The sequence below is a fragment of the Brevundimonas mediterranea genome (genome assembly GCF_011064825.1).
Lineage (GTDB): Bacteria > Pseudomonadota > Alphaproteobacteria > Caulobacterales > Caulobacteraceae > Brevundimonas > Brevundimonas mediterranea_A.
Map to the genome: position 1 here is coordinate 1,014,312 of NZ_CP048751.1, position 22,745 is coordinate 1,037,056.

Genomic DNA, 22,745 nt, shown 5'->3' on the forward strand with positions numbered 1-22,745 from the left:
AAAGGGGCGGCCCTTTCGGCGCCGCCCCTGCTCGTCTTCAGCTGTCCAGGAAGGACCGCAGCTTCCGCGACCGGCTGGGGTGTTTCAGCTTGCGCAGCGCCTTGGCCTCGATCTGACGGATCCGCTCGCGCGTCACCGAGAACTGCTGGCCGACTTCCTCCAGCGTGTGGTCGGTGTTCATGCCGATGCCGAAGCGCATCCGCAGCACCCGTTCCTCGCGCGGCGTCAGGGACGCCAGCACGCGGGTTGTGGTCTCGCGCAGGTTCGACTGGATGGCGGCGTCGATGGGCAGGACGGCGTTCTTGTCCTCGATGAAGTCGCCCAGATGGCTGTCTTCCTCGTCCCCGATCGGGGTTTCCAGCGAGATCGGCTCCTTGGCGATCTTCAGGACCTTGCGCACCTTCTCCAGCGGCATGGCCAGCTTCTCGGCCAGCTCTTCCGGGGTCGGCTCGCGGCCGATCTCGTGCAGCATCTGGCGGCTGGTGCGGACGATCTTGTTGATCGTCTCGATCATGTGCACCGGGATGCGGATGGTCCGCGCCTGGTCGGCGATGGACCGAGTGATGGCCTGACGGATCCACCAGGTGGCGTAGGTCGAGAACTTGTAGCCGCGGCGGTACTCGAACTTGTCGACCGCCTTCATCAGACCGATGTTGCCCTCCTGGATCAGGTCCAGGAACTGCAGGCCGCGGTTGGTGTATTTCTTGGCGATGGAGATCACGAGGCGCAGGTTGGCCTCGACCATTTCCTTCTTGGCCTGACGGGCTTCGCGCTCGCCCTTCTGCACCGTCTGGACGATGCGGCGATAGTCGTCGATCGGCAGGCCGGCTTCCAGGGCCACAGCGGCGACGTCGGCGCGGATGGTGGCGATCTGGCTGGCTTCGTTGTCGCTGAACTTGGTCCAGCGCACGCCCTGTTCCTTGATCCGCTCGGTCCAGGTCGGGTCCAGTTCGGCGCCGAAATAGGCCTTCAGGAATTCGGGACGCGAGATGCCGTAGCTGTCGGCCAGGCGCAGCAGGCGCCCTTCCAGACCGATCAGGCGTTTGTTGATCGCATAAAGCTGCTCGACCAGGGCCTCGATACGGTTGTTGTTCAGCTTCATCGTCTTCAGACGATCCGAGATGGATTTCGTCAGCGTCTGATAGGCCTTGGAGTCCTTGGCGCTCAGCACCTCGCCCTTCAGGCGGGTCTGGACCAGCTTGTCCTGCAGCCCCCGGAACTCGCTGAAGTCGGCGGCGATGAGGTTCAGCACCTCCATCACCCCGTCGCGCAGCTCGGCTTCCAGCGCCGACACGGACATGCCGCCGCCGTCGTCGAAATCATCGTCATCGTCGTCGTCTGACTCGGGCTTTTCTTCAGCGGCCGGCTTTTCTTCAGCCTCTTCTTCCTCTTCCGCCTCGGGCTGGACGGCGCCGGGCAGGGACGAGGGGTTCAGCACGCCATAGGTGGCGTCCAGGTCGATGACTTCACGCAGAAGAATACGGTTGTTCTCAAGCTCGTCGCGCCACACCATGATGGCCTCGAAGGTCAGGGCGCTTTCGCACAGACCCGAGATCATGGCGTCGCGACCGGCCTCGATCCGCTTGGCGATGGCGATTTCGCCCTCGCGGCTCAGCAGTTCGACCGAGCCCATTTCGCGCAGATACATCCGCACCGGGTCGTCGGTGCGGTCATAGGCGGCCTTGGCGGGCGCCTCGGCGACGGCGGTTCCGGCGGCGGCGGCGACGTCGGTGGACTGCTGCTCCTGCGCGTCCTCCTCGGCCTCGACGACGTTGACGCCCATTTCGGACAGCATGGCCAGGGTGTCTTCAATGGCGTCCGGCGTGACTTCCTCGGACGGCAGGACCTTGTTCAGCTCCTCCATCGTCACATAGCCGCGCGCCTTGGCCTGTTTGATGAATTTCTTGACGCCGGCGTCAGTCAGATCGAGCAGGGGGCCGTCGGTCGTAACCTCGGCGTCCTGCGTCTCGGTCTGTGCGTTCATAGTCAGTTCGTCTCCGGCCGGAGGGGGTGATCAATCCACCCCGGCGAAAAATACAATGCCTGGCGAGGCGTAAGGTTACGCGCCCACTCTGTCTTCCCAAGTCGTTCCGGCTTTGATCGCATGGCGAAGCATGTTCCGCGCGGCCTTCCGCCGACGAAACGCTCCATCCTCGCCCGGGGCGCATCACGCGCCTGGGCTGAGGCGCCCGCCAACCCATCCAAACCAGGAGGTTGGAACGTCGAACGCCTGCGACCATCGGACCCTTGCCTCGGCGAGGGGCGCATTTGCGGCCAGGAATGGCGCGTCGGGCTTTGCCGCCGCCTTCTCGACCTCGCGCACTAAGGCATCATGATCCGATTGCGCCAGATGGCGTCGCGCGCCCGCAGAGTCAAGGCCGCCTAACCAGGACGCAGCCAGTTCTCAACCCGCAGTCCGGGCACACGCGAGAATTCACGTTCATTGTCGGTGACGAGGATACAGTCCAGCGCCAGGGCGTGAGCGGCGATCAGCAGATCGTTGGCGCCTATGAGTCGGCCTCGCCTCTGCAGGTCGGCGCGGATGTCGCCGTAGATGTAGTCGGCGGGCGCTTCCCACGCCCTGATGGACAGACCCGAAAGCACGGTCTCGAGTTGCGCGGCGATCCGGAGAGAACCGGACTTGGCGACGCCAAACCGCAACTCCGCAACGACGATCAGACTGATACAGACATCGCCCGTAGCGACCATCGCCATGCGCTGTCCGACCGGGCCGAGCGGATCGTACATCAGATCCGACACCGCATTGGTGTCCAGCATATAGCCGCTCAAAGATCGACCGGTTCTGGAGGGGGGTCATCGAAGGGAGCGAGCCGTTCGTCGATAGGCTCCATGGTCGCCAGAACAGCCAGAAGTTTTTCGACAGACCCCATCCGCGGCCCCGCCCGTTCGATGATCAGCCGCTCACCCTCCTGACGCACCACGGCGTCCGCCGGAACGGCGATGCCGCTCGGCAGGTGGACGACCTGATGATCGCCCTCGCGCGTGATCCTGACAGGCTGGGAACCATCCATGGCGCGAGACTACTCCAGATCGTGAAGCCCGCCAATCGGCGCGGATCAGATCAGGGTGGTCCAGAAGTCCGGCGCCGCGAACGAACGGGTGATGGCGTCGCGTTCGGCCTTCAGCCGCACCAGGGCGTCGATGCCCGTGCCCTGGCCCATGTCCTGTTTGGCGGTCTCGATGGCGCGCGACAGGGCGGCCAGATGGGTCATCAGGCCGAACACCTTCAACCAGTGAGCCCGCGATTCCGCCACGGTCAGATCCGACGACAGGAAGGAAGCGCCCGACTTGGACGCCGCCTTCTCGATTTCCTTCAGCAGAGGCTCGAAGCCGGAATCGCGCAGTCGATGCCGCACCACGGCCGCGTCCGACGGCTGTCCCGACAGCCGCAACCGCACCAGTTCCTGGGCCAGCCCCTCCAGCGCGGCGTCGCCGAAGCCCTGGACGCTGACCTCTTCCAGATGGTCGTCCAGCCGCTCGATATCGTCGATGGCGGCATAGGCCAGGGCGGCGGCCACCGGGCTGACGGCGCGGAACAGGGACTGCATCGCCTGCGCCCCCTCGACCGTCTGACCCAGTTTCGGCGGCGGCCCGAACCGACCCCGCCCCTGCCCCGGCGTCCAGGGCGCTCGCTGGGGGGCGCGCGGAAACAGGGCGTCGAACCGGTCGAACAGATCGCGGCGATACTGTTCCGCCAGGTCCTTGTCCTGAATGGCCGAGGCGGCGGTCCGCAGCCGCGCCTTGAAGCCGGCCTTGCGCTCCGGCGTATCCAGCGGCTCGACGTCCTGCTCGCGGCGGAACAACACCTCGGCGAAGCCGTGGGTGTCGGCCAGGGCCTGGCGCAGGGCGGGCGCCCCCTTGTCGCGCAGGATGTCGTCGGGATCCTGCCCCCCGCTCAGCAGCGAGAAGCGGAACGACCGCCCCGCCTTCAGCAGCGGCAGCGACCGTTCGATGGCGCGATAGGCGGCCCGCAGTCCCGCCGCATCGCCGTCGAAACACAGCACCGGCTCATGGCTGACCCGCCACAGCCGCTCCATCTGTTCTTCGGTCAGGGCCGTGCCCATGGGCGCCACGGCCGGCAGGCCCGCGCGCTGGCAGGCGATGACGTCCATATAGCCTTCGACCACGATGATGGCCTGGTCGTTCCGGCTCTCCGCCCCCAGGATACGCCGCGCCTCGGGCAGGCCATAGAGGGTGGCCCCCTTGTGAAACAGCGGGCTTTCGGGACCGTTCAGATATTTGGCCCGGTCGTCGGGGTTCATGGCCCGGCCGCCGAAGCTGACGATCCGGCCGCGCGCGTCCAGGATGGGGAACATCAGCCGGTCACGGAACCGGTCATAGGGCTGCCCTCCGCTTTCCGGCGAGATCAGCAAGCCGGCCTCGACCAGCTCGGCCGGTCGCGCCCCGCGCTGGACCAGGGCCTGTTTCAGTCCCTCGCGGTCATTGGGCGCATAGCCCAGGCCGAACCGCTCCCACTGATCCTCGGGCAGGCCGCGCTTTTCCAGATATTCGCGCGCCGCCTTGCCCGGCGTGCGCCGCAGATTGGCGGCGAACCACTTCTGGGCCAGGTCCATCCAGTCCGACAGGCCCTGGCGCTTCTGCTCGCGCTCGGCCTCCTTGGGGTCCTCGGCCGGCAGTTGCATGCCCGCCTCGCCGGCCAGCCGCTGCACCGCCTCGACGAAGCTGAGTCGCTCGGTCTCCTGCAGGAAGGAGATGATGTCGCCGTGTTTGCCGGACGAGAAGTCGTGGAAGAAGCCCTTGTCGTCATTGACGAAGAAGGACGGCGACTTCTCCTTCGAGAAGGGCGACAGGCCGACATATTCCCGCCCCTGCCGCTTGAGCTTCACCGTCCGCCCGATCACGTCGGACGGGCGAAGGCGGGCCTTCAGTTCATCGATGAATCTTTCGTCGAAACGCACCGGGCGATCCATAAGCCTTGCGGCGCTTCACGTCGATGATCGGGCACGTCGATGATCGGAGAACGATCAGGCGGTTCGTCCGGGCATCCCCCGAAGTCCGAACGAACCGCCGCATCGCAGAAGGCGTAACCGCAGCGTCCCCCAACGCCTTGGCTTAACGAAGTCCTAACGCCTCGCGGACCTGCATCTGACGTGCAGACGCAGGACGTGTCGAGAGGGCGTCAGGCGCGGGCCGGCAGATCAAGGCGAGACTGTGTCTTTTGCGTCTCGGGCGGTTCGCCCCAGCCGCGACCGAAGGGCGCTACCTTGTTGGCGTCGTCGTGCCCGATATCGGCCGGTCCCAGGAATTCTATGCCGGATCTCAGGCACCAGTATCGAACAATCTCCTCCGGAGTCTGTCCGAAATCGGGATCGTTTGGCGTGACATCGGAAACACGTCCCAGGCGAATTCCGGCAACACGTCGGATCGACTCCTGCCCCGTCAAGTGAAACATCATCCGGTCGATCCGATAGGCGGCCTCCGACACCTCCTCCAGCATCAGGACGTGGCCCGACAGATCGGGCTCCAGCGCCGTGCCGACCAGTTGGTCCAGGATGGTCAGGTTGAAGGCGACGGCGGGTCGCGGATCGATCGCCAGCGAGGGTTCGATCCAGTCGGTGCGTCCGGTCGTCAGCCAGGCCAGGGCGCCGCGCGCCGCCTCGTCGCGGCGCACCGCATCCGAGGCCATCGGGCCGTGGGCCAGATGTTCGAACCCGGCCCTGTACATTCCGGCCAGCAGGCTTCCTGCGTCGGAATAGCCCATATAGCGCTTCTTTCGGGCCACGGCGTTCAGGCGCGGAATGACCGACTCGGCGATGCGGCAGGATCCATAGCCGCCCCGCGCGAACCAGATCGCATCAATGCGCGGGTCATTGGCGAACTCGACGAAGGCGTCGGCCCGCGCCCGGTCGTCCCCGGCGAAATGGCCGTGTTTCAGGAAACAGGCGGGGTGGAAAACCACCGCCACATCCCTGTCGGGATGATGCTCGGCCATCCAGGCCTCGACCGCGTCGGCCCGCTCCTTCGAGAAGCGCGAACTGGCGCAGACCACGCCGATCTTGAAGCTGTTGCTGTTCACGTCCGTCTTCTTCGTCGAATATTGCGATCCTGCACTGGCGGACCGGCCCGATCCCCTGTTCTAAGGGGGCATGAACCAAGACGCCTCCTATTTCTTCTGCGGCATCGGCGGGTCGGGCATGCTGCCCCTGGCCCTGATCGTCCAGGCCCAGGGCCACGCCATCGAAGGCTCCGACCGCGCGCTGGACCAGGGCCGCACGCCCGAGAAGTTCGACTGGCTGCGCGCCCATGGCGTGACCCTGCATCCCCAGGACGGTTCGGGCGTGACCCGTTCAGCCCAGACCGTGGTGGCCACCGGCGCGATTGAAGACACCGTGCCCGACATCGGCGCCGCCCGCCGCGTCGGCGCCGTCATCAAGACCCGGCCCCAGCTGCTCAGCCAGCTGTTTAACGCCGCCCCGACCTCGGTCGGCGTCGCGGGCACCAGCGGCAAGTCCACCATCACCGGCATGATCGCCTGGATCCTGAGCCAGACCGACCGCAATCCCACCGTCGTCAACGGGGCGGTGATGAAGAATTTCGCCGACGCCGATCATCCGTTCGCCAGCGCCCTGGTCGGCGGGCCCGATCTGTTCGTGGCCGAGGTGGACGAGTCCGATGGCTCCATCGCCGGTTATGACCCGACCGTCGCCGTCGTCTCCAACATCTCGCTGGATCACAAGTCGATGGAGGAGCTGCGCGACCTGTTCGGCGGCTTCACCGCCCGCGCGACCACGGCGGTTCTGAACCTCGACAATCCCGAGACCGCCGCCCTGGTCCAGACGCTTCCGGCCGGGAAAGCGATCACCTTCGCCCTGGGCGAGGAAAAGGCCGACCTGTCCGCCTACGACCTTCAGCCGACGCCCACGGGCATGAAGTTCCGCCTGATGGAGGGCTGGAGCGAATACGACGTCGTCCTGAACGTCCCCGGCGCCCACAATGTCGCCAATGCGCTTGCGGCCCTGGGTGCGGTCAAGGCGCTGGACGTGCCGACGGGCCAGGCGGTCAAGGCGCTGGAGACCTTCGCCGGCATCCGTCGCCGGATGGAGGTGGTCGGGACGGTGAACGACATCACCGTCATCGACGACTTCGCCCATAACCCGGACAAGATCGCCGCCACGCTCAAGACCCTGCACGCCTTCGACGGCCGCCTGCTGATCCTGTTCCAGCCCCACGGCTTCGGTCCGCTGAAGCTGATGAAGTCCGAGTTCATCGACGGTTTCGCCGGCCTGATGCGCGAGACCGACGTCCTGCTGATGCCCGAGCCGGTCTATTACGGCGGCACCACAGACCGCAGCGTCGGCTCAGAAGACATCGCCACGGGTGTCCGCGCCGCCGGCCGTCAGGCGGAGGCCCTGCCGACCCGCGCCGACTGTGGCGACCGGATCGTGCAGATGGCGCAATCGGGCGACCGCATCATCGTCATGGGCGCCCGCGACGACACCCTGTCCAGCTTCGCGGTCGACCTGCTGGGCCGACTGGATCAGTCGGCCAGCTGATAGACCCGGACGTAGTCGACCTCCATCCGCTGCGGGAAGACGGCGTCGTCGACGCCCTCCTCGCCGCCCCAGGTTCCGCCCACGGCGACGTTCAGGATCAGATGGAACGGCTTGTCGAACGGCCAGGTCTCCACATCGCCCGTCTGATCGTTGGCGAAGCGGTGGAAGGGCTGGTCGTCGATCAGGAAGACGATCTCGTCCGGCGTCCAGCGCACCTGATAGCGGTGAAAGGCGTCGCAGGCGTCCGCGACCTGGTGCGTCGCCGTGCTTTGGGTGCCCTTCACATGGTTGTAGGCCTCGGTGTGGATCGAGCCATGCACCACGCCGGGGCGATGGCCGACATGCTCCATGATGTCGATCTCGCCGCCGATGGGCCAGCCGACCGCCTTTTCGGGCAACATCCAGATGGCCGGCCAACTGCCGCGTCCGCAAGGGATCTTGGCGCGCGTCTCGATGAAACCGCGTGACCAGGCGGTGGTCGAGATCATCCGCGCCGAGGTGTAGGCCTGTCCGCCCCAGTCGGCCGGGGGCGGGTTGAGGGTCTCTCGCCGCGCCTCGATGATCAGGACGCCGTCCTCAATCCGGGCGTTCTCGGGCCGCGCGGCGGAATAGTACTGCAGTTCCTCGTTGTACCAGCCGGTCTTGTTGGCCTGGGTGTCGTATCGCCACCTCGAGGCGTCGGGCAGGCCGTCGCCAGCGAATTCGTCGGACCAGGTCAGGGCGTATCCAGACGGAGCGGCGGACGTTTGCGGCAGGGTCGAAATCGCCGCCGCCAGCAGCATGGAAATCATCGGTTCCTCCCATTCATTGCGCCATTGATGGCAGGAAGGCCCGGCGGGCGGCAGCCCTAATAGACGTCGCGGCGGTAACGACCGGTTTCGAGCAGGTCCAGCAGAGCCTCGGCGCCCAAGGCGGTCTCCAGCGCCGCATGAACGCCTGCGGCCATGCCCTCCAGACTGCCGCAGACATGGATGGCGGCGCCGCGACCGATCCAGTCGCGCAGTTCGTCCGCCGCCCCGGCGACCAGATTCTGCACATAGCGGCCGTCGCCCGCATCGCGCGAGAAGGCGCGATCCAGCCGACGCAGCACGCCCGACTCCAGCCATGCCTGAAGCTCCGCATCGAAGAAGGCGTCGTGCGCCCGCGTCCGCTCGCCGAACAACAGCCAGGCCCCGCCCCCGGCCGGGCTCCGCGCCTTCAGATGCGCCCGCAATCCCGCGATTCCCGTGCCGTTGCCGATCAGGATCATCGGCGTCTCGTCCTCCGGCCCGTGGAAGCTGCGGTTGGTCCTCAGCCGCATGCCGATCTCATCGCCGACCGCCAGATCCTGGGTCAGCCAGCCGGACGCCAGACCCGGCGTTCCGTCGGGGTGACGCATCAGCCGGATCAGGCATTCGACCCGGCCATCCGACGGCAGGGAGGCGATGGAATATTCGCGCGCGCCCGGCGTGGCCCCGTCCCGTTCCGGCAGGCCGACCTCGACGATGTCGCCCGCGGCCCAGTCCGGGCTCGACCCGACCGGCTCGAACGCGAGGTGATAGGCCGGCCCGCCCGGACTGCCCGGATTGACCAGGGTCCGCTCGACCAGCCGCCACGGATAGAAGGCCGCCGGCGCCCAGTCGGGCGCCGCGAGACGGCCGGTGATCTGGTTCAACTGGTGCTGCCAGCGGCGGATGGCCCCGGCCTCGCCGTTGTCGACCTCGACCAGGTCGAACAGGGGTTCGGCGCCCGACCGCCGCAGCCAGCCGTCCACCGCATGGCCGAAGCCGCAGAAATGGTCGTAGCTTCGGTCGCCCAGGGCCAGCAGGCCGAAGCGCAGGCCCGCCAGATCCGCCCCCTGCCCCATGGTCTTGCGCACGAACCGCGCCGCTGTATCGGGCGGGTCGCCTTCGCCCGTCGTGGACACGATCAGCAAGGCCCGGCCGGCCGCCTTCAGCGTCGCGCTGTCCAGATCGGCGAAGGACAAAACCCGCGCCCCCACACCGCCGTCCTGCAGGGCCTTGGCCGTCATCCAGGCCAGTTGCTCGGCGAAACCCGTCTGGCTGGCGAAGGCGACCAGCACGCTCTCGCCGTCTCCGGCCATGGCGTCCGATTGGGCGCGCGCCGCCGCCTTCGCCCGGCGTTCGCGCCAGACGATGAAGCCGGTCAGGACCAACCACAGGGCCGCCGCACCGACGGCCCACAGCCAACGCGCCGGCTCGTGGGTCACCCCGGCCCCTCCAGGGCGGGGTCGTCCATCATGGCGGCGAAGGCGGGCGTCATCCGTTCGACCAGGCCACGCTCGGTCCGCTCGACGAAATGGGCGGCCAGGCCGATCGCCTCGGCATAGTCGGGCCCCTCGAACGGCCCCATGACCGTCAGGGCCGTGGCGTAGGCGTCGGCCTTCATGGCCGAGGCGTGCAGCACCGTCACCGACGCCAGGGCGTTGCTCACCGGCCGCCCGGTCGATCCGTCCAGCGTATGCGGATACAGGCGGCCGTTATGTTCGAAGGCGCGGCGATAGTCGCCGCTGGTCGCCATGGCCATGTCGTACAGGGCCGCCACGGTGCGCGGCGCCGGCGATCCTGCGACCCGCTCGATCTCGACCCACCAGGGCTGGGCGTCGGGCTTGACGCCGCGCCCCTTCAACTCGCCGCCGATCTCCACCAGGTGCGAGGTCGCCCCCATGGCCGTCAACCGGTCCGAGACCCGGTCCACCGCATGCCCCTTGGCGATGCCGGAGACGTCCAGCCTCATGCCGCCCAGCTGCATGACCGCGCGCGCCTCGCGGTTCAGCCGAAGCTTTCGCCAACCGGACAATTTCAGCGCCGCCTCGACCTCTTCGTCCGAGGGCACGGGCAGCAGGGGCGAACGCGGTCCGGGCGGGCCGAACCCCCACAGGTCGACCAGGGCGCCCAGGGTCGGATCGACCGCGCCGTTCGTCTCGTCGCCCAGGTCCATGGCGGCGTCCAGCAGGTCCCAGAAGGGCTGGGACACCGCCCACACGCCTTCGGGCGCGGCGTTGAAGCGGCTGATCTCGCTGGACGGCTCCCACGGACTGAAGACCGCGATCACCGCCGCCAGTTCTTCCTCCACGGCCGCCTGGACCGCCGCCTCGCTCAGGCCCGGCGGGCCGATCACCCGCGCGCTCCAGGTCGTTCCCATGGTCGGGCCGCCCAGCGACAGGATGCGGTCGCCGGGCGGACGGGGCGGAACCCCGTCCATCGGCGGTATCAGCACCCGGTTGTCGGCCCGATCCGCAAGCGGAACCGGGTCGCCGAGCGTGACCGTGGGCGGGGCGGCGCGGGATCCGCGCGAGAAGGGAGTGTCGGACATGCCCGTGGCTTAGGGCAGGACTTCCATCACCGCCACATAGCTGGCGTTCGAGCCCAGCGCCTCGCCCTGGGCCGGCGCGCGGACCGAGGCGTTCAGCCAGTACATGCCGGCTTCCGGCCAGGTGACGGTGAAGGCGCCGTCGGCGCCGGTCTTGACCGTCATCTCCTCGGGATTGTCGCGATAGCGCAGGCCGCCACGCGCGATGGTCACGTCCAGATCGGCGGCCGGCTGACCGTCCTTGACCAGTTTGAAGGTCGCGGCCTCGCCGGCGACCAGGTCATTGGGATGGGTCACCGGCACCAGCTCCAGCCCCTCGCCCGTGGTCTTGAACACGGTCTCGGTCGGGTTGTTCAGGGTGACGAAGGTTTCGATCCGGCTGGCGGTGCGGGTCGCCTGCACCTCGGTCGCGCCTGCGGGCAGAGCGGCCGGATATTCCGCCGCCGAACCGCGCCAGCGCTTCTGCTCGCCGTTCAATTTGTAGCTGGCCATCACGCCGCCCATGACATTGGCGACCTTGTAGGTGCCGTTCTGCGTCAGATGGACATCGAAGGTGGTGCGGTACTGGCCCTGCATCAGGTGTTCGGGCTGAACGGCCGATCCGTCCGGCGCGGTCACCACGAGGCCGCCCATCCGCATGGCGGCGTGGTCGGGGATGAAGACCCCGTTCGACATGCCGGCGTCGAACCCGACCCAGGCGTCATTGCCCGACAGGCTGGTCGAGGTGGGGGCCATCCAGGCGCGGTGGGCCTGGGCGGCCATGGGCGCGGCCAGGGCGGCGGCGAAGGCCAGAAGCGTGATCGTCTTTTTCATGGGTCTGTTCCTCAGCGAGAGACGGTGACGCGCACGGCGCCCAGTTCGGTGGAGCCGGAAGCATTGGCGGTATTGGCGCCGCCCCAGCGGAAGGGCACGCGCACGACCTCGCGGCCGCCCAGTTCGCGGGCCGCCTCGACAACGACGGTGTACTGGCCCGGCTGCAGGCCGCGCAGGCGGGCGGCGGGCACGGTGATGGTCTGGCGACCCGGCGCGCGGGTGGCGCCCGAGACGCCGTCGGCCGGCAGGCTCATGGCCCGGCCGCCCTTGCGCCACCAGGTGCGCAGGTCCTTCAGCCAGTCCTTGCCGTCGCCCTCGTTGTTGCGGGTCTGCTGGTACCAGACCGCCAGGGTCTGGACCGCCGTCTGATCCGGCCGTTCGATCCACACCGCCACATAGGGCCGATGATAGGAGGCGGTGTTCAGCCGCGGCACATCGACCGTGACCGACAGGTCCGCAGCCAGGGCGGGCGCGGCGGCGGCCAGGCCGACGGTGGTGACGACGATGGGGAGAAGGCGCATCCGGGACACTCTCAGCGAAGTTCAGCTCAATGAATGAAGATCAGGGCGATGACGACGGGCACGAGCAGCCCCAGGGCCGCCAGCGGCCAGGTGGAGGGCCGCCCCTTGGCGTGCAGCCACATCAGCCCCAGCCCCGTCAGGGCGAAGATCAGGCAGGCGACGGCGAAGACGTCGATGAACCAGAACCAGACCGACCCGGCGTTGCGCCCCTTGTGCAGGTCGTTGAGGTAGGCGATCCATCCCCGCGTCGTCTTCTCGTGCAGCACATCACCCGTTGAACGGTCGATGGTCACCCATCCGTCGCCGCCCGGCGTGGGCAGGGCGACGTAGATTTCCTCGGCCGTGGTTTCGGTCGGCTTGCCGGCGATCTCGGCCTTCAGCGTCTGCGCCGACCAGCGCGCCACGGCGTCGGGGACGGGATCGGTCGTCTCCTCGGGGAAGTCGGCCAGACGCGCCGCCAGGGGCGCCGGCAGGGCCGCCGTCTGTTCGACCGTCACCGGATCGGCGGGGATCGAGGCCGCGTGGTTCAGGGTGACGCCGGTGATCGCGAACAGGATCAGTCCGACCAGACTGACCGCCGCCGAAATCCAGTGCCAGGAATGAAGCTGTTTCAGCCAGAAGGACCGCGCGCCGTTCAGCGCCGCCTTCGGCTTCTTCGAGTCCTTGGCGGGGAGCTCGGCCTGAGGGTGTGCGGCGCGTTCGGTCACAAGGTGGCTGTGCCACTGTTGCGAACCGTTTTCAATAGCAGTCCGTGCGACGAAATCGCCGCAGAGAGCGTCAGTAGCTGAATCTCACCCCGGCCCGCACCGTGCGCGGCGGCGCATAGCCGGCGACGTCGGTCCCGGTCATCGACACCTCGACCTCTTCATCGAAGGCGTTGTCCACGGCGGCCCAGACCATGACGCCTTCGCGCGCCAGCCACTCCGCCCGGGCGTCCAGGGTCACGGCGGGGTCCAGGGTCCGGCTGTTCAGGTCATCGTCGAACCGCGCCGATTCATACCGCGCGGCCAGCCCAAGGGTCAGCCGCTGCGTCGCACGCCAGTCCAGGCCCGCTGTCGCGCTCCACTCCGGCGCCTGGGCCGGACGCAGGCCGGTCAGCTGCGGCGCCGCCGTCCCGCCGTCCACCTCGGCGTCGGTCCAGGACAGGGCCGCGTTCAGCGACAGGGCCTCGGTCGCCTGGATGGACCCGTTCAGCTCGACGCCCCAGGCCTCGATGGTCCCGGCGTTCTGGCGCTGGCGCAGCACGCCCCCGGCCAGCACGAAGCCCGCGCGGGGGAAGGTCCCCGGCCCCTCGCCGATGGTGACGTTGACGATGGCGTCCTCGATCTCGTTCCAGAACACCGTCGCCCCCCACGTGATCCCGTCCCGGTCGTAGGCCAGGCCCGTCTCGATCCCGCGCAGGGTCTCGGGCTCCAGCGCCGAATTGGCCTCGGTGATGTCGTTGCCGACCCGGAACGGCCGGTGCAGTTCGTTCAAGGTGGCCGGCCGGAAACCGGAATAGGCGGCCGCCCGCCAGGCGTAGCCGGCGCCCAGCAGGCGGCTCAGATCGCGTCGCGCCGCCAGACGGGCGCTGAACACCTCGCCCGACCGGTCCACATCCGTCTCGTCCAGGATCGGGACGCCGGTCGACAGGGTGTATTCGTAGCGGAATCCCGCCTCGTTCTTCCACTGGTCGTAACGCAGCCCGCCCGCGATCAACCAGTCCCCGCCGGTCCACGACCCGTCCACATAGGCCCCGGCCACCGAGGTCTCGCCGCCCGCGCGCCGTCCCCGGGCGAAGCCCGCGCCGGTGGGATTGCTGAAGAACTCGTTGGTCTCGCCCTCATTGAACCGGGCGTCGGCGCCGACCTCCCATTCCAGCCGCCCCCCGGCGAAGTCGGACGTGCGGCGGCGCAGGGCGGCGTTCAAACCCCAACCCGTGGCCGGGGTTCTGTACTGATCATTGGCCGGCGTCGTGGTCGACCGGTCCGCCGCCACCGAGGCCGAGCTGTTGGCGAAATTGCTCTCGATCCGCCAGGCCTGCAGCCGCCAGCCATAGCCGTCCGCATCCGGCGCCTTGGCCGCCGTGGCGCTCAGGCTGTGGCCGCTGGCGTTGGACCGGGCGTTCAGCAGGCCGGAGCCGCGATCCTCCTCCCAGGTCGCCGCTCGCAGCGACAGGTTCGCCCCCTCGAGATTGAGCCCGTCCAGCGGCGCATCGACCCGCAGGGCGGCGCTGCGGCTGTCCAGATCCAGCGGCGTGTCCGCCGCCCCCGCCGCCGGCCCGCGCACCGGCGTATAGCCGTCGCTGGCCTCATACAGGCCCGACAGGGTCACGCCGACCGGCCCCAGCATGGTCGATCCCGACCCCGCCGCTCGCGCCCCGCCGCGCTCGGCGACCGAGAGGTCCAGCACCCCGCCGCTGTCCCGTTCCGTCAGGCCGATGACCCCGGTCAGGGCGCCGGCGCCATAGGGCCCCGCGCCCGCGCCGCGCACCACATCCACCCGATCCAGCGATTCCGGCGCGACCTGGGACCAGATGACCCAGCCCCCGAACGGATCGTTCAGCGGAACCCCGTCCAGCGTCACCAGGGTCCGCCCCGCGCCGGACGGCGCTATCGCCCGCAGCGAAATCCCCTGGGTCGTCGGATTGGCGGCCAGGCTGGAGGTGCGGCGGAACAGGGACACGGCCGGCACGGTTCGCAGGGCCTCGTCCAGCCGGACGGACCGCTCCAGCACCCGTTGGTCTAGCCGCACCACCGAAAAGGCGGCGTCGGCGGCGGTGGGCGGCAGACGGGCGGCCGTCACCGTGATTTCGGACAATTGGGCGGGCGGTGCGGGGGGCGCGTCTTGGAACATCCCGGTCACAATAGACCAGCTCCGCCTTGGTTCATCCCTGCGACCTTATAACCTCGATTGAGGCCTCGAGGTCACAGGTGAAGGCGGTGTCAAACCTCGGACCAGCGCCGCAGAAGGTTGTGATAGACCCCGGTCAGCTCGATCACCGCCTGATCCTTGGGCCCCTTCTCGCGCGCCACGCGTTGGGTCGCCACGTCCAGCCGGAACAGCATCTCGCGGTCGCCGTCGTCGCGGATCAGGCTCTGCATCCACATGAAGGACGAGACCCGCGCCCCGCGCGTCACCGGCATCACCTTGTGCAGGCTCTTGGACGGATATAGCACCAGATCCCCGGCCGGCAGTTTGACCGACTGGGGCCCGTACATCTCCTCGATGATCAGTTCCCCGCCGTCGTAATCCTCGGGTTCGGACAGGAAGAGGGTCGCCGACAGGTCGCTCCGTATACGGATAGCGCCCCCGCCCCGCTGCTGGCGGATGGCGTTGTCCACGTGCAGCCCGAACTCGCCGCCGCCCTCATAGCGGTTAAACAGCGGCGGAAAGATCGTGTGCGGCAGGGCTGCGGCCACGAACATCGGATTGGCGTTGAGCGCCTGGACGATCAGGGCCGAAACCTCCCTGGCCACGTCCGAGTCTTCCGGCAGTTGTTGGTTCCGCTTCGCCGTCGCCGACTGGTGGCCCGAAGTCATATTGCCGTCGGCCCAGGGGCCTGCGTCCAGCCGCTCGCGCAGGGCCTTCACTTCGGCCTTGGAAAAGACTTCGGGGATCTGGAGCAGCACGGTCGGGTCTCGCTCGAAAAGAAAAGACGGCCCCGCCGGAAGGACGGGGCCGCCAGATATAGGCCGGGGATCGTGGCCTTTAGAAGCGCAGGTTCAGCGCCAGGATCGCCTGCCGGCCCGGAGCGGGGTCGGCATGGTGAACCCCGTTGGTCCGCATGATGTATTCCTCATCCGTGGCGTTCTTGACGTTCAGCTGCAGGCTGGCGCGGTCTGTCACGTCATAGGAGGCGAACAGGTCCAGGCGGGTGTAGCTGGGCGCATAGACCGCCGCCGTACCGCCGCCGGCCCCGCCCTGGTTTCCGCCGAACCGGTCGTCCACATAATAGACCCCGCCGCCCAGGCTCAGCTTGGGCAGGACGCGATAGGTGGTGAACAGGCTGAAGCTGTTCTTGGGCGTATTGGCCAGCGGATCGCCTTCGAAGGCGCTCGGAACAGGCGCGCCGTTCACGATGGTGACGGCGCCCCGAACCAGCTCGGAGTCCATATAGGTATAGCCGCCGAACACGGTCCAGGCCGGCGTGACGCTGCCCGAGAAGCCGAGCTCCAGCCCTTCGACCTTGACCTCGCCGACCTGAGCGTACCGGTCGGTGTCGACCAGCACTTGCGCGTTCTTGCGCGTCGTCTGGAACAGGGCGCCGCTGAGGGTCAGCCGCTGGCCGAACAGTTCGGCCTTGGCGCCGATCTCATAGTTCTCGGTGTCTTCCGGATCGAGGAGCTGGCCCGACAGATTGCCGCTGCCCTCGCCGCCGCTCGCGCCGTTCTGGTCGCCGCCGGACACGGTGGGCGGCGTCGAGGAGGTGGCGTAGGACGCATAGACGCTGGTGTTGGAGGTGGGCTTGTACACCAGGCCGACCTGATAGTTGACGAAGTCCCATTCGCCCTCGTGGAAGGTCGGCGTGGCGGCGCCGCGGGCGATGGACGTGCCTTCGGTCTCGTAACGGTCGTAGCGCAGGCCCAGGTTCAGCAACCACTTCGGCCCAAAGGCGATGGAGTCGGCGCCATAGACGCCCCAGCTGGTGGTGTTGGAGTGGGTTTCGGCTCCGCGCGCGATCGAGCCGGTCCACGGATCGTTCGGATTGGGATCATAGACCGGCGTGCAGTCGAAGCCGCCGACAGCGGTCGGACAGGCCGAGCCGCTGGTGGTGGTGATGTTGTAGGAGGCGTTGCGGTTGATCTCGCGCGAATATTCCACGCCCAGGTCGAAATCATGCTTCAGCCCGCCCGTGGTGAAACTGCCGTACAGGTCGGTGACATTGGCGAAGGTCTCGGCCGGGTTCCAGCGCGACTTCAGACCCCGCTTCATCCACCAGGTGTCGCCGACCAGAACCGCCGTGCCGCCGTCGCCCGGATTGGTCAGCACATAGTCGTTCAGCGTTTCGGAATAGCGGGTCAGGTTGCGCAGGGTCAGGGTGTCGCTGAACTTGTGCTCCAGCTTGACCGTCACGCTGTCGACCTCGTTGCGCATGTAGTCGCGCGCCTTCAGGCCGTAGAAGGTGTCGTAGGGCACGTTCAGGATCCGGCTGTCCGTCGTCTTGATCGCCCAGTTGTTGTCCAGCTTTCGGTCCAGCGGAATGCCGTAGTCCGGCATCGAGTCGGCGGTCAGGTGGTAGTAGTTGATCGTGGCCGAGGTGTCGGTTCCCAGGCCGACGCCCAGGGCCATGGCCAGGCCGTACTTCTCGAAGTCCACCGCGTCCCGGCCCGGAACATCGCCCTCGGTCGCCATCAGGTTCAGACGGAAGGCGCTGGTGTCGTTCAGGCGCCAGTTGCCGTCCACGGTGGCGCGGTAATAGCTGTCCGTGCCGGCGCCGAGGCTGGCGCTGACGGCGTCGGCCAGGCGCGGCTGCTTGGAGCTGAGATTGATGCTGCCGCCGCCCGAGCCGCGACCCGAATAGACGGAATCGGCGCCCTTAATGACCTCGACCTGCTCCAGGTCGAAGACCTCGCGCTGCTGGCCGCCCGCGTCGCGCACGCCGTCGACGAAGATGTTGTTGCCCGACGACTGGCCCCGGATGAAGGGCCGGTCGGCCAGCGGCTGGCCGCCTTCGCCCGCGCCGAAGGTGATGCCGGGGGAGTTGCGCAGCAGGTCTTCCAGCGAGGTCGCCGCCGTCTGGGTGATGACCTGTTCCGGGATGATCGTCACCGAGCGGGGCGTGTCCAGCAGGGGCGCCACGAACTCGGGACTTTCCGGCTGACGCTTCTTCAGTTGGCCGTTGACGTCGATCGTGCCGAGATTAGCCGGCTGCTGTTGCTGATCGGCGGTGACGATCACGCCGCCCTCGGACGTTACATCGGCGGCCAGGGCCGGCGCGGCGACCAGCATGCCGGCGGCGCTGGAGGCGAACAGAAGCGATCGGAGCGCGGCGGCGCGGGACTCGGACATATTGAGGCGACCTTTTGGCCTGATTTTGCGATGCGGTCGCAATAGCCAGCTTAACAAGTTCGCACAAGAGGAATTGCGACTTAATCGCAGACGCACGGTTGCCTTGACGGGTGCGCGCTCTGGCGGTGGTCGCCTCACCCTCCGCGAGACGGCCTGAGACGGCGGCGGGACCGCCCCCGGCTCAGATGACGATGCTCATGTTCCGCATCGGCGGCGACAGGTCCAGGTCCAGCCAGGTGGGATCGGGCATGGCCTTGTGGGCCGAGGCCAGGGCTTCCGACCAGCGTCGGCCCAGGTCGCGGAAATAAGGATCGTCCACGTCGATCCGGCGCTCCATCCCCGTCAGGTGGTCGCGGGGAATGACGATCAGGTCCAGCGGCGGCCCCACGGCGATGTTCGAGCGAATCGTCGAATCGAACGAGATCAGCCCCAGTTTGACCGCCTCGGACAGGGGGGTGGAACTGTGCAGCGCGCGATCCAGGATCGGCTTGCCGTACTTCAACTCACCGATCTGCAGATAGGGGGTGTCCGGCCCGCATTCGATGAAGTTGCCCTGCCCGTAGATCAGATACAGACCCATTTTTCCGCCGGCGATCTGGCCGCCCAGCAGCATGGAGGCGTTGACGTTCAGGGCGTCGGCGGTCGGCGAGGCGGGCGTGTTGATGGTGGCCCGCACCATGGCCAGGGCATGACCCAGGATCTGGGCGGCGCGGAACAGGGTCGGGGCGGTCTCCAGCGTCTCCAGCGCGGTCGAGTCGGGCAGTTTCACCCCCTCCGCCACCATGGCCAAGGCCGTCTGGGTGACCGACAGATTCCCGGCCGTCGCCACCGCCAGGATCCGCTCGCCGGTGGTCTTGAAGATATGCAGCTTGCGATAGGACGAGATGTTGTCCACGCCCGCATTGGTGCGGGTGTCGGCGATCATCGCCAACCCCTCGTCCACCAACATGCCCACGCAATAGGTCACTTCGCTCTATCCGCTCCCGGTTCCGCGAATCGTTCGACGCTAGCAGATTCCCCGGCCATGGCGATCAGGACCATCCCCTGGATTGATGTTGCTGCTGACTCTGTTGCACAGGCTGCACATGCAGGGCGACCGTCAGCGTCCCGATCCCGCCGCCGTAGCTGGTGCCCCGGATCGGCGTCGCGCCCAGGGCGTCCAGGCCCGTGGCGATGCGGACATAGTTGTCGGTCGGACAGATTCCGTTGGCCGCATCGAACCCGACCCAGCCCAGCCCCTCGATCCAGGCCTCGGCCCAGGCGTGGGCGGCGTCCTGGTCATGCTGTCCGTCCGAGCGGTTCAGATGGCCCGAGACATAGCGGGCCGGCACGCCCAGCGTCCGGGCGCAGGCGATGAAGATCTGCGCGTGGTCCTGGCAGACGCCGCGCCGGATGGCGAAGGCCTCGGCCGCCGTATGGGTCGCGGACGTGGCGCCGACCTCGAAGGCCACCCCGCCGTGGATCGCCCCCATCAGCCGGTGCATCCGCTCCAGCGGCGCGCCCTCGCTGATCTCCCTGGCGAAATCGACTAGGGCCGCGTCCGCCTCGGTCAGGCGGGTGTCGCGCAGATAGACGCCGGGCTGCAGCCGCTCGTTCTGGCCCCGGATCACCCCGCCGGTGTCCATGGTCGAAACCTCGCCCGTCACCCGGATGGTCAGGGCGTCGGTCGGGCGCTCGGTATAGAGGCTGTGAACGATATTGCCGAAGGCGTCCTCGCTGCGTCGCAGCCGCGCATCCACGTCGGTCTCGATGCGCCATTCGCGCACCTGCTGGCTCTCGCAGGACCGAGGCGTCAGCCGCAGCATCTGCACGATGAACCGCGCCGGCCGGGCGTAGGCGTAGCGGGTGGAGTGGTCGATCCGTATCCGCATGGTCAGACCAGATACTGTTCTTGGATGGCGGCGGCCAGGGCGTTGTTCTGGTTCAGGAAACCCTGGATGTATTCGTGCAGGCCCGACTGGAAGATGTCCTCGATCTTGGCCTCGTTGAACTGGGTCAGACGGTTGGACGCCAGCCGCTGCGCCGGTCCACGCCGGCCGTAATCGGTGGCCAGCTTCTCCAGATAGCTGACGATCATTCCCTGGCAGCTGGCCAGCGAGCGCGGCATCTGCCGGTTCAGCACCAGCAGGTCCGCCACCAGCCAGGGCCGCACGCTCTCGCGGTAAACCCAGCGATAGGCGGTCAGGGCCGAGACCTCGCGCAGCAGGGTGGTCCACTGGAAATAGTCCAGCTGTCCGCCCACCCGTTCGCCGGGCGGCAGGAGCAGGTGATACTTCACGTCCAGCAGGCGGGCGGTGTTGTCGGCCCGCTCGATCGCCATGCCCAGCCGCAGGAACCAGTAGGCGTCGTTGCGCAACATGGTCCGCGACGAGGCCCCTTCCACCGCCAGCGACGTCGACTTCACGAAGTCGAGGAAGTTGGTGAAATCATCCCGCTTGGTCGGCTCGCCCAGTTCGTTCAGCCCGTTCCAGGCGCCGTTGATCGCCTCCCACAGCTCGATGGTCAGGGCGGTCCGCACCGAACGCGCATTGGTCCGCGCCTTGGTGATACAGGCCTTGATCGAGGTCGAATTGTCGTAGCCGAAGGCCAGATATTCCCGGACCGACTTCTCAGAGATGGTCCGGCCCGAGGCGTCGAAGCCGCTCTTGACCCCCGACGAGGCGATGGCGCCGGCCCAGGCCGTGACCGTGGCCTGGTCCTTGGCCGGCAGGGCGGCCAGGCGAATGGCGGCCTCCAGAATGCGCGCGAGAAAGTCCGCCCGCTCCATATAGCGGCCGGTCCAGTACAGGCTGTCTGCGGTGCGAGAGAGCATCTATTCCTCCCCCGTTGGGGGAGGGGGACCGCCCGAAGGGTGGTGGAGGGGGCCAAACGCAAACAGGGTGTCCGGGGCGAGCCCCCTCCACCGCTTCGCGGTCCCCCTCCCCCGACGGGGGAGGATTTTCGTCCGCTTAAACATCCAGCACCCAGGTGTCCTTGGTTCCGCCGCCCTGGCTGGAGTTGACCACCAGCGACCCCTCCTTCAGCGCCACCCGCGTCAGCCCGCCGGGCGCGACCCGCACCCCCGCCGGACTGGACAGGACGAACGGCCGCAGATCGACGTGGCGCGGCGACAGGGCGCCGCCGTTCAGGGTCGGGGCCGTCGACAGGCTCAGCGTCGGCTGGGCGATAAAGTCGTCGGGATCGGCGATCAGCTTGGCGCGGAAGGCCTCGATCTCGGCCTTGGTCGAGGTCGGCCCCACCAGCATGCCGTAACCGCCCGAGCCGCCGACCTCCTTGACCACCAGTTCCGGCAGCTTCTCCAACACCTCATTCAGCGCGTCCGCCTCGCGACAGCGCCAGGTCGGCACATTCTTCAGGATCGCGTCCTCGCCGGTGAAGAAGCGGATGATCTCGGGCATATAGGTATAGACGGCCTTGTCGTCGGCCACCCCCGTCCCGACCGCATTGGCCAGGGTCACCCGCCCGGCGAAATAGGCCGACATCAGCCCCGGCACCCCGACCGCCGAGTCCGGCATGAAGGTCAGGGGGTCGATGAAGTCGTCGTCGATGCGGCGATAGATGACGTCGACCCGCTTGGGACCCTCGGTCGTGCGCATATAGACGGTGTCGTCATTGACGAAGAGGTCCCCGCCCTCGACCAGCTCCACCCCCAGCTTGTCGGCCAGGAAACTGTGCTCGTAATAGGCCGAGTTGAACGGCCCCGGCGTCAGCACGACGATGGTCGGATCCTCGCCCGCCCCCGACGGGGCCGAGGCCTGCAAGGATCGCAGCAGCATGTCGGTATAGATCTCGACCGGCCGCACCGCATGTTCGGCGAACAGGTCGGGGAACAGCCGCATCATCATCTCGCGGTTCTCCAGCATATAGGAGACCCCGGACGGCGTACGGACATTGTCCTCCAGCACATAGAAGCCGTCCTCGCCCGTGCGAACCAGATCGACCCCGGCGATATGGCACCAGACGTCGCCCGGCGGCCGGCGGCCCTGCATCTCGGGCCGATAGTGCGGATTGGTCAGGATAAGGTCGGCGGGCACGATTCCGGCGCGGATACAGTCCTGCGGCCCGTAGATGTCCTTCAGGAAGGCGTTGATGGCGGTGACCCGCTGCTTCAGCCCCTTCTCCAGCCCGCCCCATTCGTCGGCGCCGATGATGCGCGGGACGACATCGAACGGGATCAGCCGCTCGTTGGATTCCTCGTCGCCATAGACGGCGAAGGTCACGCCCATCCGGCGGAAGAACAGCTCGGCCTGGCGCGAGCGCGCCTGCAGCAGATCCGGCGGGGCGTTTTCCAGCCAGGCCGCCAGGGTCTTGTAGCTGTCGCGGATCGTCCCCGATCCGCCGCCGTTCATTTCGTCGAAAGCTCTCGTCATTCGCCCCCGCCGCGTTGAGTTCGCAGCTTGATCGCTACCCAACGAAAAGCGCAACAGTTTTGTTGCACTGCGGCGACGACGAAGCGGCGGGGCGCCTCTCCCTCCCCCTGCGGGGGAGGGGGGCTGAGCCGAAGGCGAAGCCGGGTGGGGGCGGCAGGGCGACACGGGACATATCTCGCGAAGCAGAACCAGTGCGACCCCGC

19 protein-coding genes are annotated in these 22,745 nt (G+C 67.8%); 1 reads left to right on the forward strand and 18 read right to left on the reverse strand.

Annotated elements, in window-relative coordinates; translation table 11 throughout:
* Positions 1-37: 37 nt before the first annotated feature.
* From rpoD to GYM46_RS05045, 5 genes are all read right to left on the reverse strand, one after another.
* Entirely contained in the window at positions 38-1,984 is a 1,947-nt protein-coding gene (gene rpoD / locus GYM46_RS05025; protein WP_008262412.1) for an RNA polymerase sigma factor RpoD, read from the reverse strand.
* Positions 1,985-2,382: 398 nt separating this feature from the next.
* Positions 2,383-2,778, reverse strand: coding sequence for a type II toxin-antitoxin system VapC family toxin (locus tag GYM46_RS05030; RefSeq protein ID WP_197019741.1), 396 nt, complete (start codon positions 2,776-2,778; stop codon positions 2,383-2,385).
* A gap of 8 nt (positions 2,779-2,786) precedes the next feature.
* Positions 2,787-3,032 carry a hypothetical protein gene (locus GYM46_RS05035; RefSeq protein ID WP_008260809.1) on the reverse strand — a complete coding sequence of 82 codons (246 nt, stop codon included), beginning with the start codon at positions 3,030-3,032 and terminating at the stop codon, positions 2,787-2,789.
* Positions 3,033-3,077: 45 nt separating this feature from the next.
* On the reverse strand, positions 3,078-4,940 hold the full coding sequence (dnaG, locus tag GYM46_RS05040) for a DNA primase (protein ID WP_040349918.1): 1,863 nt from the start codon (positions 4,938-4,940) through the stop codon (positions 3,078-3,080).
* Positions 4,941-5,161: 221 nt separating this feature from the next.
* Positions 5,162-6,058: an LD-carboxypeptidase gene (locus tag GYM46_RS05045; RefSeq protein ID WP_008262677.1), complete on the reverse strand. Its 897-nt coding sequence runs from the start codon at positions 6,056-6,058 to the stop codon at positions 5,162-5,164.
* Positions 6,059-6,128: 70 nt separating this feature from the next.
* Here GYM46_RS05045 and GYM46_RS05050 point away from each other — a divergent pair, with 70 nt between their 5' ends.
* The gene (locus GYM46_RS05050) at positions 6,129-7,535 is read left to right on the forward strand and encodes a UDP-N-acetylmuramate--L-alanine ligase (RefSeq protein WP_008262022.1); all 1,407 of its coding nucleotides are present in this window, start codon (positions 6,129-6,131) and stop codon (positions 7,533-7,535) included.
* Here GYM46_RS05050 and GYM46_RS05055 read toward each other — a convergent pair.
* From GYM46_RS05055 to GYM46_RS05115, 13 genes are all read right to left on the reverse strand, one after another.
* Positions 7,520-8,326 carry a glycoside hydrolase family 16 protein gene (locus tag GYM46_RS05055; protein WP_008261588.1) on the reverse strand — a complete coding sequence of 269 codons (807 nt, stop codon included), beginning with the start codon at positions 8,324-8,326 and terminating at the stop codon, positions 7,520-7,522. The two genes, GYM46_RS05050 and GYM46_RS05055, sit on opposite strands and share 16 nt — an antisense overlap.
* A 56-nt stretch (positions 8,327-8,382) precedes the next feature.
* Positions 8,383-9,744 carry a sulfite reductase subunit alpha gene (locus tag GYM46_RS05060; RefSeq protein ID WP_008261163.1) on the reverse strand — a complete coding sequence of 454 codons (1,362 nt, stop codon included), beginning with the start codon at positions 9,742-9,744 and terminating at the stop codon, positions 8,383-8,385.
* Entirely contained in the window at positions 9,741-10,850 is a 1,110-nt protein-coding gene (locus GYM46_RS05065; RefSeq protein ID WP_008260631.1) for an FAD:protein FMN transferase, read from the reverse strand. The genes GYM46_RS05060 and GYM46_RS05065 overlap by 4 nt, the downstream gene beginning before the upstream one ends.
* A 9-nt stretch (positions 10,851-10,859) precedes the next feature.
* A complete protein-coding gene (locus GYM46_RS05070) occupies positions 10,860-11,660 on the reverse strand; it encodes a DUF4198 domain-containing protein (protein WP_008261392.1) in 801 nt (266 codons plus the stop codon).
* 11 nt (positions 11,661-11,671) lie between these two features.
* Positions 11,672-12,181: a DUF2271 domain-containing protein gene (locus GYM46_RS05075; RefSeq protein WP_008262166.1), complete on the reverse strand. Its 510-nt coding sequence runs from the start codon at positions 12,179-12,181 to the stop codon at positions 11,672-11,674.
* 26 nt (positions 12,182-12,207) lie between these two features.
* Positions 12,208-12,888, reverse strand: coding sequence for a PepSY-associated TM helix domain-containing protein (locus GYM46_RS05080; RefSeq protein WP_008263993.1), 681 nt, complete (start codon positions 12,886-12,888; stop codon positions 12,208-12,210).
* A 70-nt stretch (positions 12,889-12,958) separates the two neighbouring features.
* The gene (locus GYM46_RS05085) at positions 12,959-15,016 is read right to left on the reverse strand and encodes a TonB-dependent receptor (protein WP_040349225.1); all 2,058 of its coding nucleotides are present in this window, start codon (positions 15,014-15,016) and stop codon (positions 12,959-12,961) included.
* 89 nt (positions 15,017-15,105) lie between these two features.
* Positions 15,106-15,792: a Fe2+-dependent dioxygenase gene (locus GYM46_RS05090; protein WP_008264290.1), complete on the reverse strand. Its 687-nt coding sequence runs from the start codon at positions 15,790-15,792 to the stop codon at positions 15,106-15,108.
* Between the two features lie 79 nt (positions 15,793-15,871).
* Positions 15,872-18,172, reverse strand: coding sequence for a TonB-dependent receptor (locus GYM46_RS05095; protein WP_008260003.1), 2,301 nt, complete (start codon positions 18,170-18,172; stop codon positions 15,872-15,874).
* A gap of 181 nt (positions 18,173-18,353) precedes the next feature.
* Positions 18,354-19,139 (reverse strand): peptidase, encoded by a 786-nt coding sequence (locus tag GYM46_RS05100; RefSeq protein WP_008262736.1) that lies wholly within the window; start codon positions 19,137-19,139, stop codon positions 18,354-18,356.
* A 64-nt stretch (positions 19,140-19,203) separates the two neighbouring features.
* A complete protein-coding gene (locus tag GYM46_RS05105; protein WP_008264078.1) occupies positions 19,204-20,043 on the reverse strand; it encodes a transglutaminase family protein in 840 nt (279 codons plus the stop codon).
* 2 nt (positions 20,044-20,045) lie between these two features.
* Complete coding sequence (locus tag GYM46_RS05110; RefSeq protein WP_008258825.1) at positions 20,046-20,984, reverse strand: alpha-E domain-containing protein; 939 nt, start codon at positions 20,982-20,984, stop codon at positions 20,046-20,048.
* 136 nt (positions 20,985-21,120) lie between these two features.
* Complete coding sequence (locus GYM46_RS05115; protein ID WP_008260423.1) at positions 21,121-22,542, reverse strand: circularly permuted type 2 ATP-grasp protein; 1,422 nt, start codon at positions 22,540-22,542, stop codon at positions 21,121-21,123.
* Positions 22,543-22,745: the final 203 nt, after the last annotated feature.

Bases quoted from the DNA above. Each gene is read 5' to 3' on its own strand.
- GYM46_RS05110 (WP_008258825.1), bottom strand. From the start codon at position 20,984: ATGCTCTCTCGCACCGCAGACAGCCTGTACTGGACCGGCCGCTATATG.
- GYM46_RS05095 (WP_008260003.1), bottom strand. From the start codon at position 18,172: ATGTCCGAGTCCCGCGCCGCCGCGCTCCGATCGCTTCTGTTCGCCTCC.
- GYM46_RS05115 (WP_008260423.1), bottom strand. From the start codon at position 22,542: ATGACGAGAGCTTTCGACGAAATGAACGGCGGCGGATCGGGGACGATC.
- GYM46_RS05075 (WP_008262166.1), bottom strand. From the start codon at position 12,181: ATGCGCCTTCTCCCCATCGTCGTCACCACCGTCGGCCTGGCCGCCGCC.
- GYM46_RS05055 (WP_008261588.1), bottom strand. From the start codon at position 8,326: ATGATTTCCATGCTGCTGGCGGCGGCGATTTCGACCCTGCCGCAAACG.
- GYM46_RS05070 (WP_008261392.1), bottom strand. From the start codon at position 11,660: ATGAAAAAGACGATCACGCTTCTGGCCTTCGCCGCCGCCCTGGCCGCG.
- rpoD (WP_008262412.1), bottom strand. From the start codon at position 1,984: ATGAACGCACAGACCGAGACGCAGGACGCCGAGGTTACGACCGACGGC.
- GYM46_RS05035 (WP_008260809.1), bottom strand. From the start codon at position 3,032: ATGGATGGTTCCCAGCCTGTCAGGATCACGCGCGAGGGCGATCATCAG.
- GYM46_RS05065 (WP_008260631.1), bottom strand. From the start codon at position 10,850: ATGTCCGACACTCCCTTCTCGCGCGGATCCCGCGCCGCCCCGCCCACG.
- GYM46_RS05105 (WP_008264078.1), bottom strand. From the start codon at position 20,043: ATGCGGATACGGATCGACCACTCCACCCGCTACGCCTACGCCCGGCCG.
- GYM46_RS05050 (WP_008262022.1), top strand. From the start codon at position 6,129: ATGAACCAAGACGCCTCCTATTTCTTCTGCGGCATCGGCGGGTCGGGC.
- GYM46_RS05085 (WP_040349225.1), bottom strand. From the start codon at position 15,016: ATGTTCCAAGACGCGCCCCCCGCACCGCCCGCCCAATTGTCCGAAATC.
- GYM46_RS05030 (WP_197019741.1), bottom strand. From the start codon at position 2,778: ATGCTGGACACCAATGCGGTGTCGGATCTGATGTACGATCCGCTCGGC.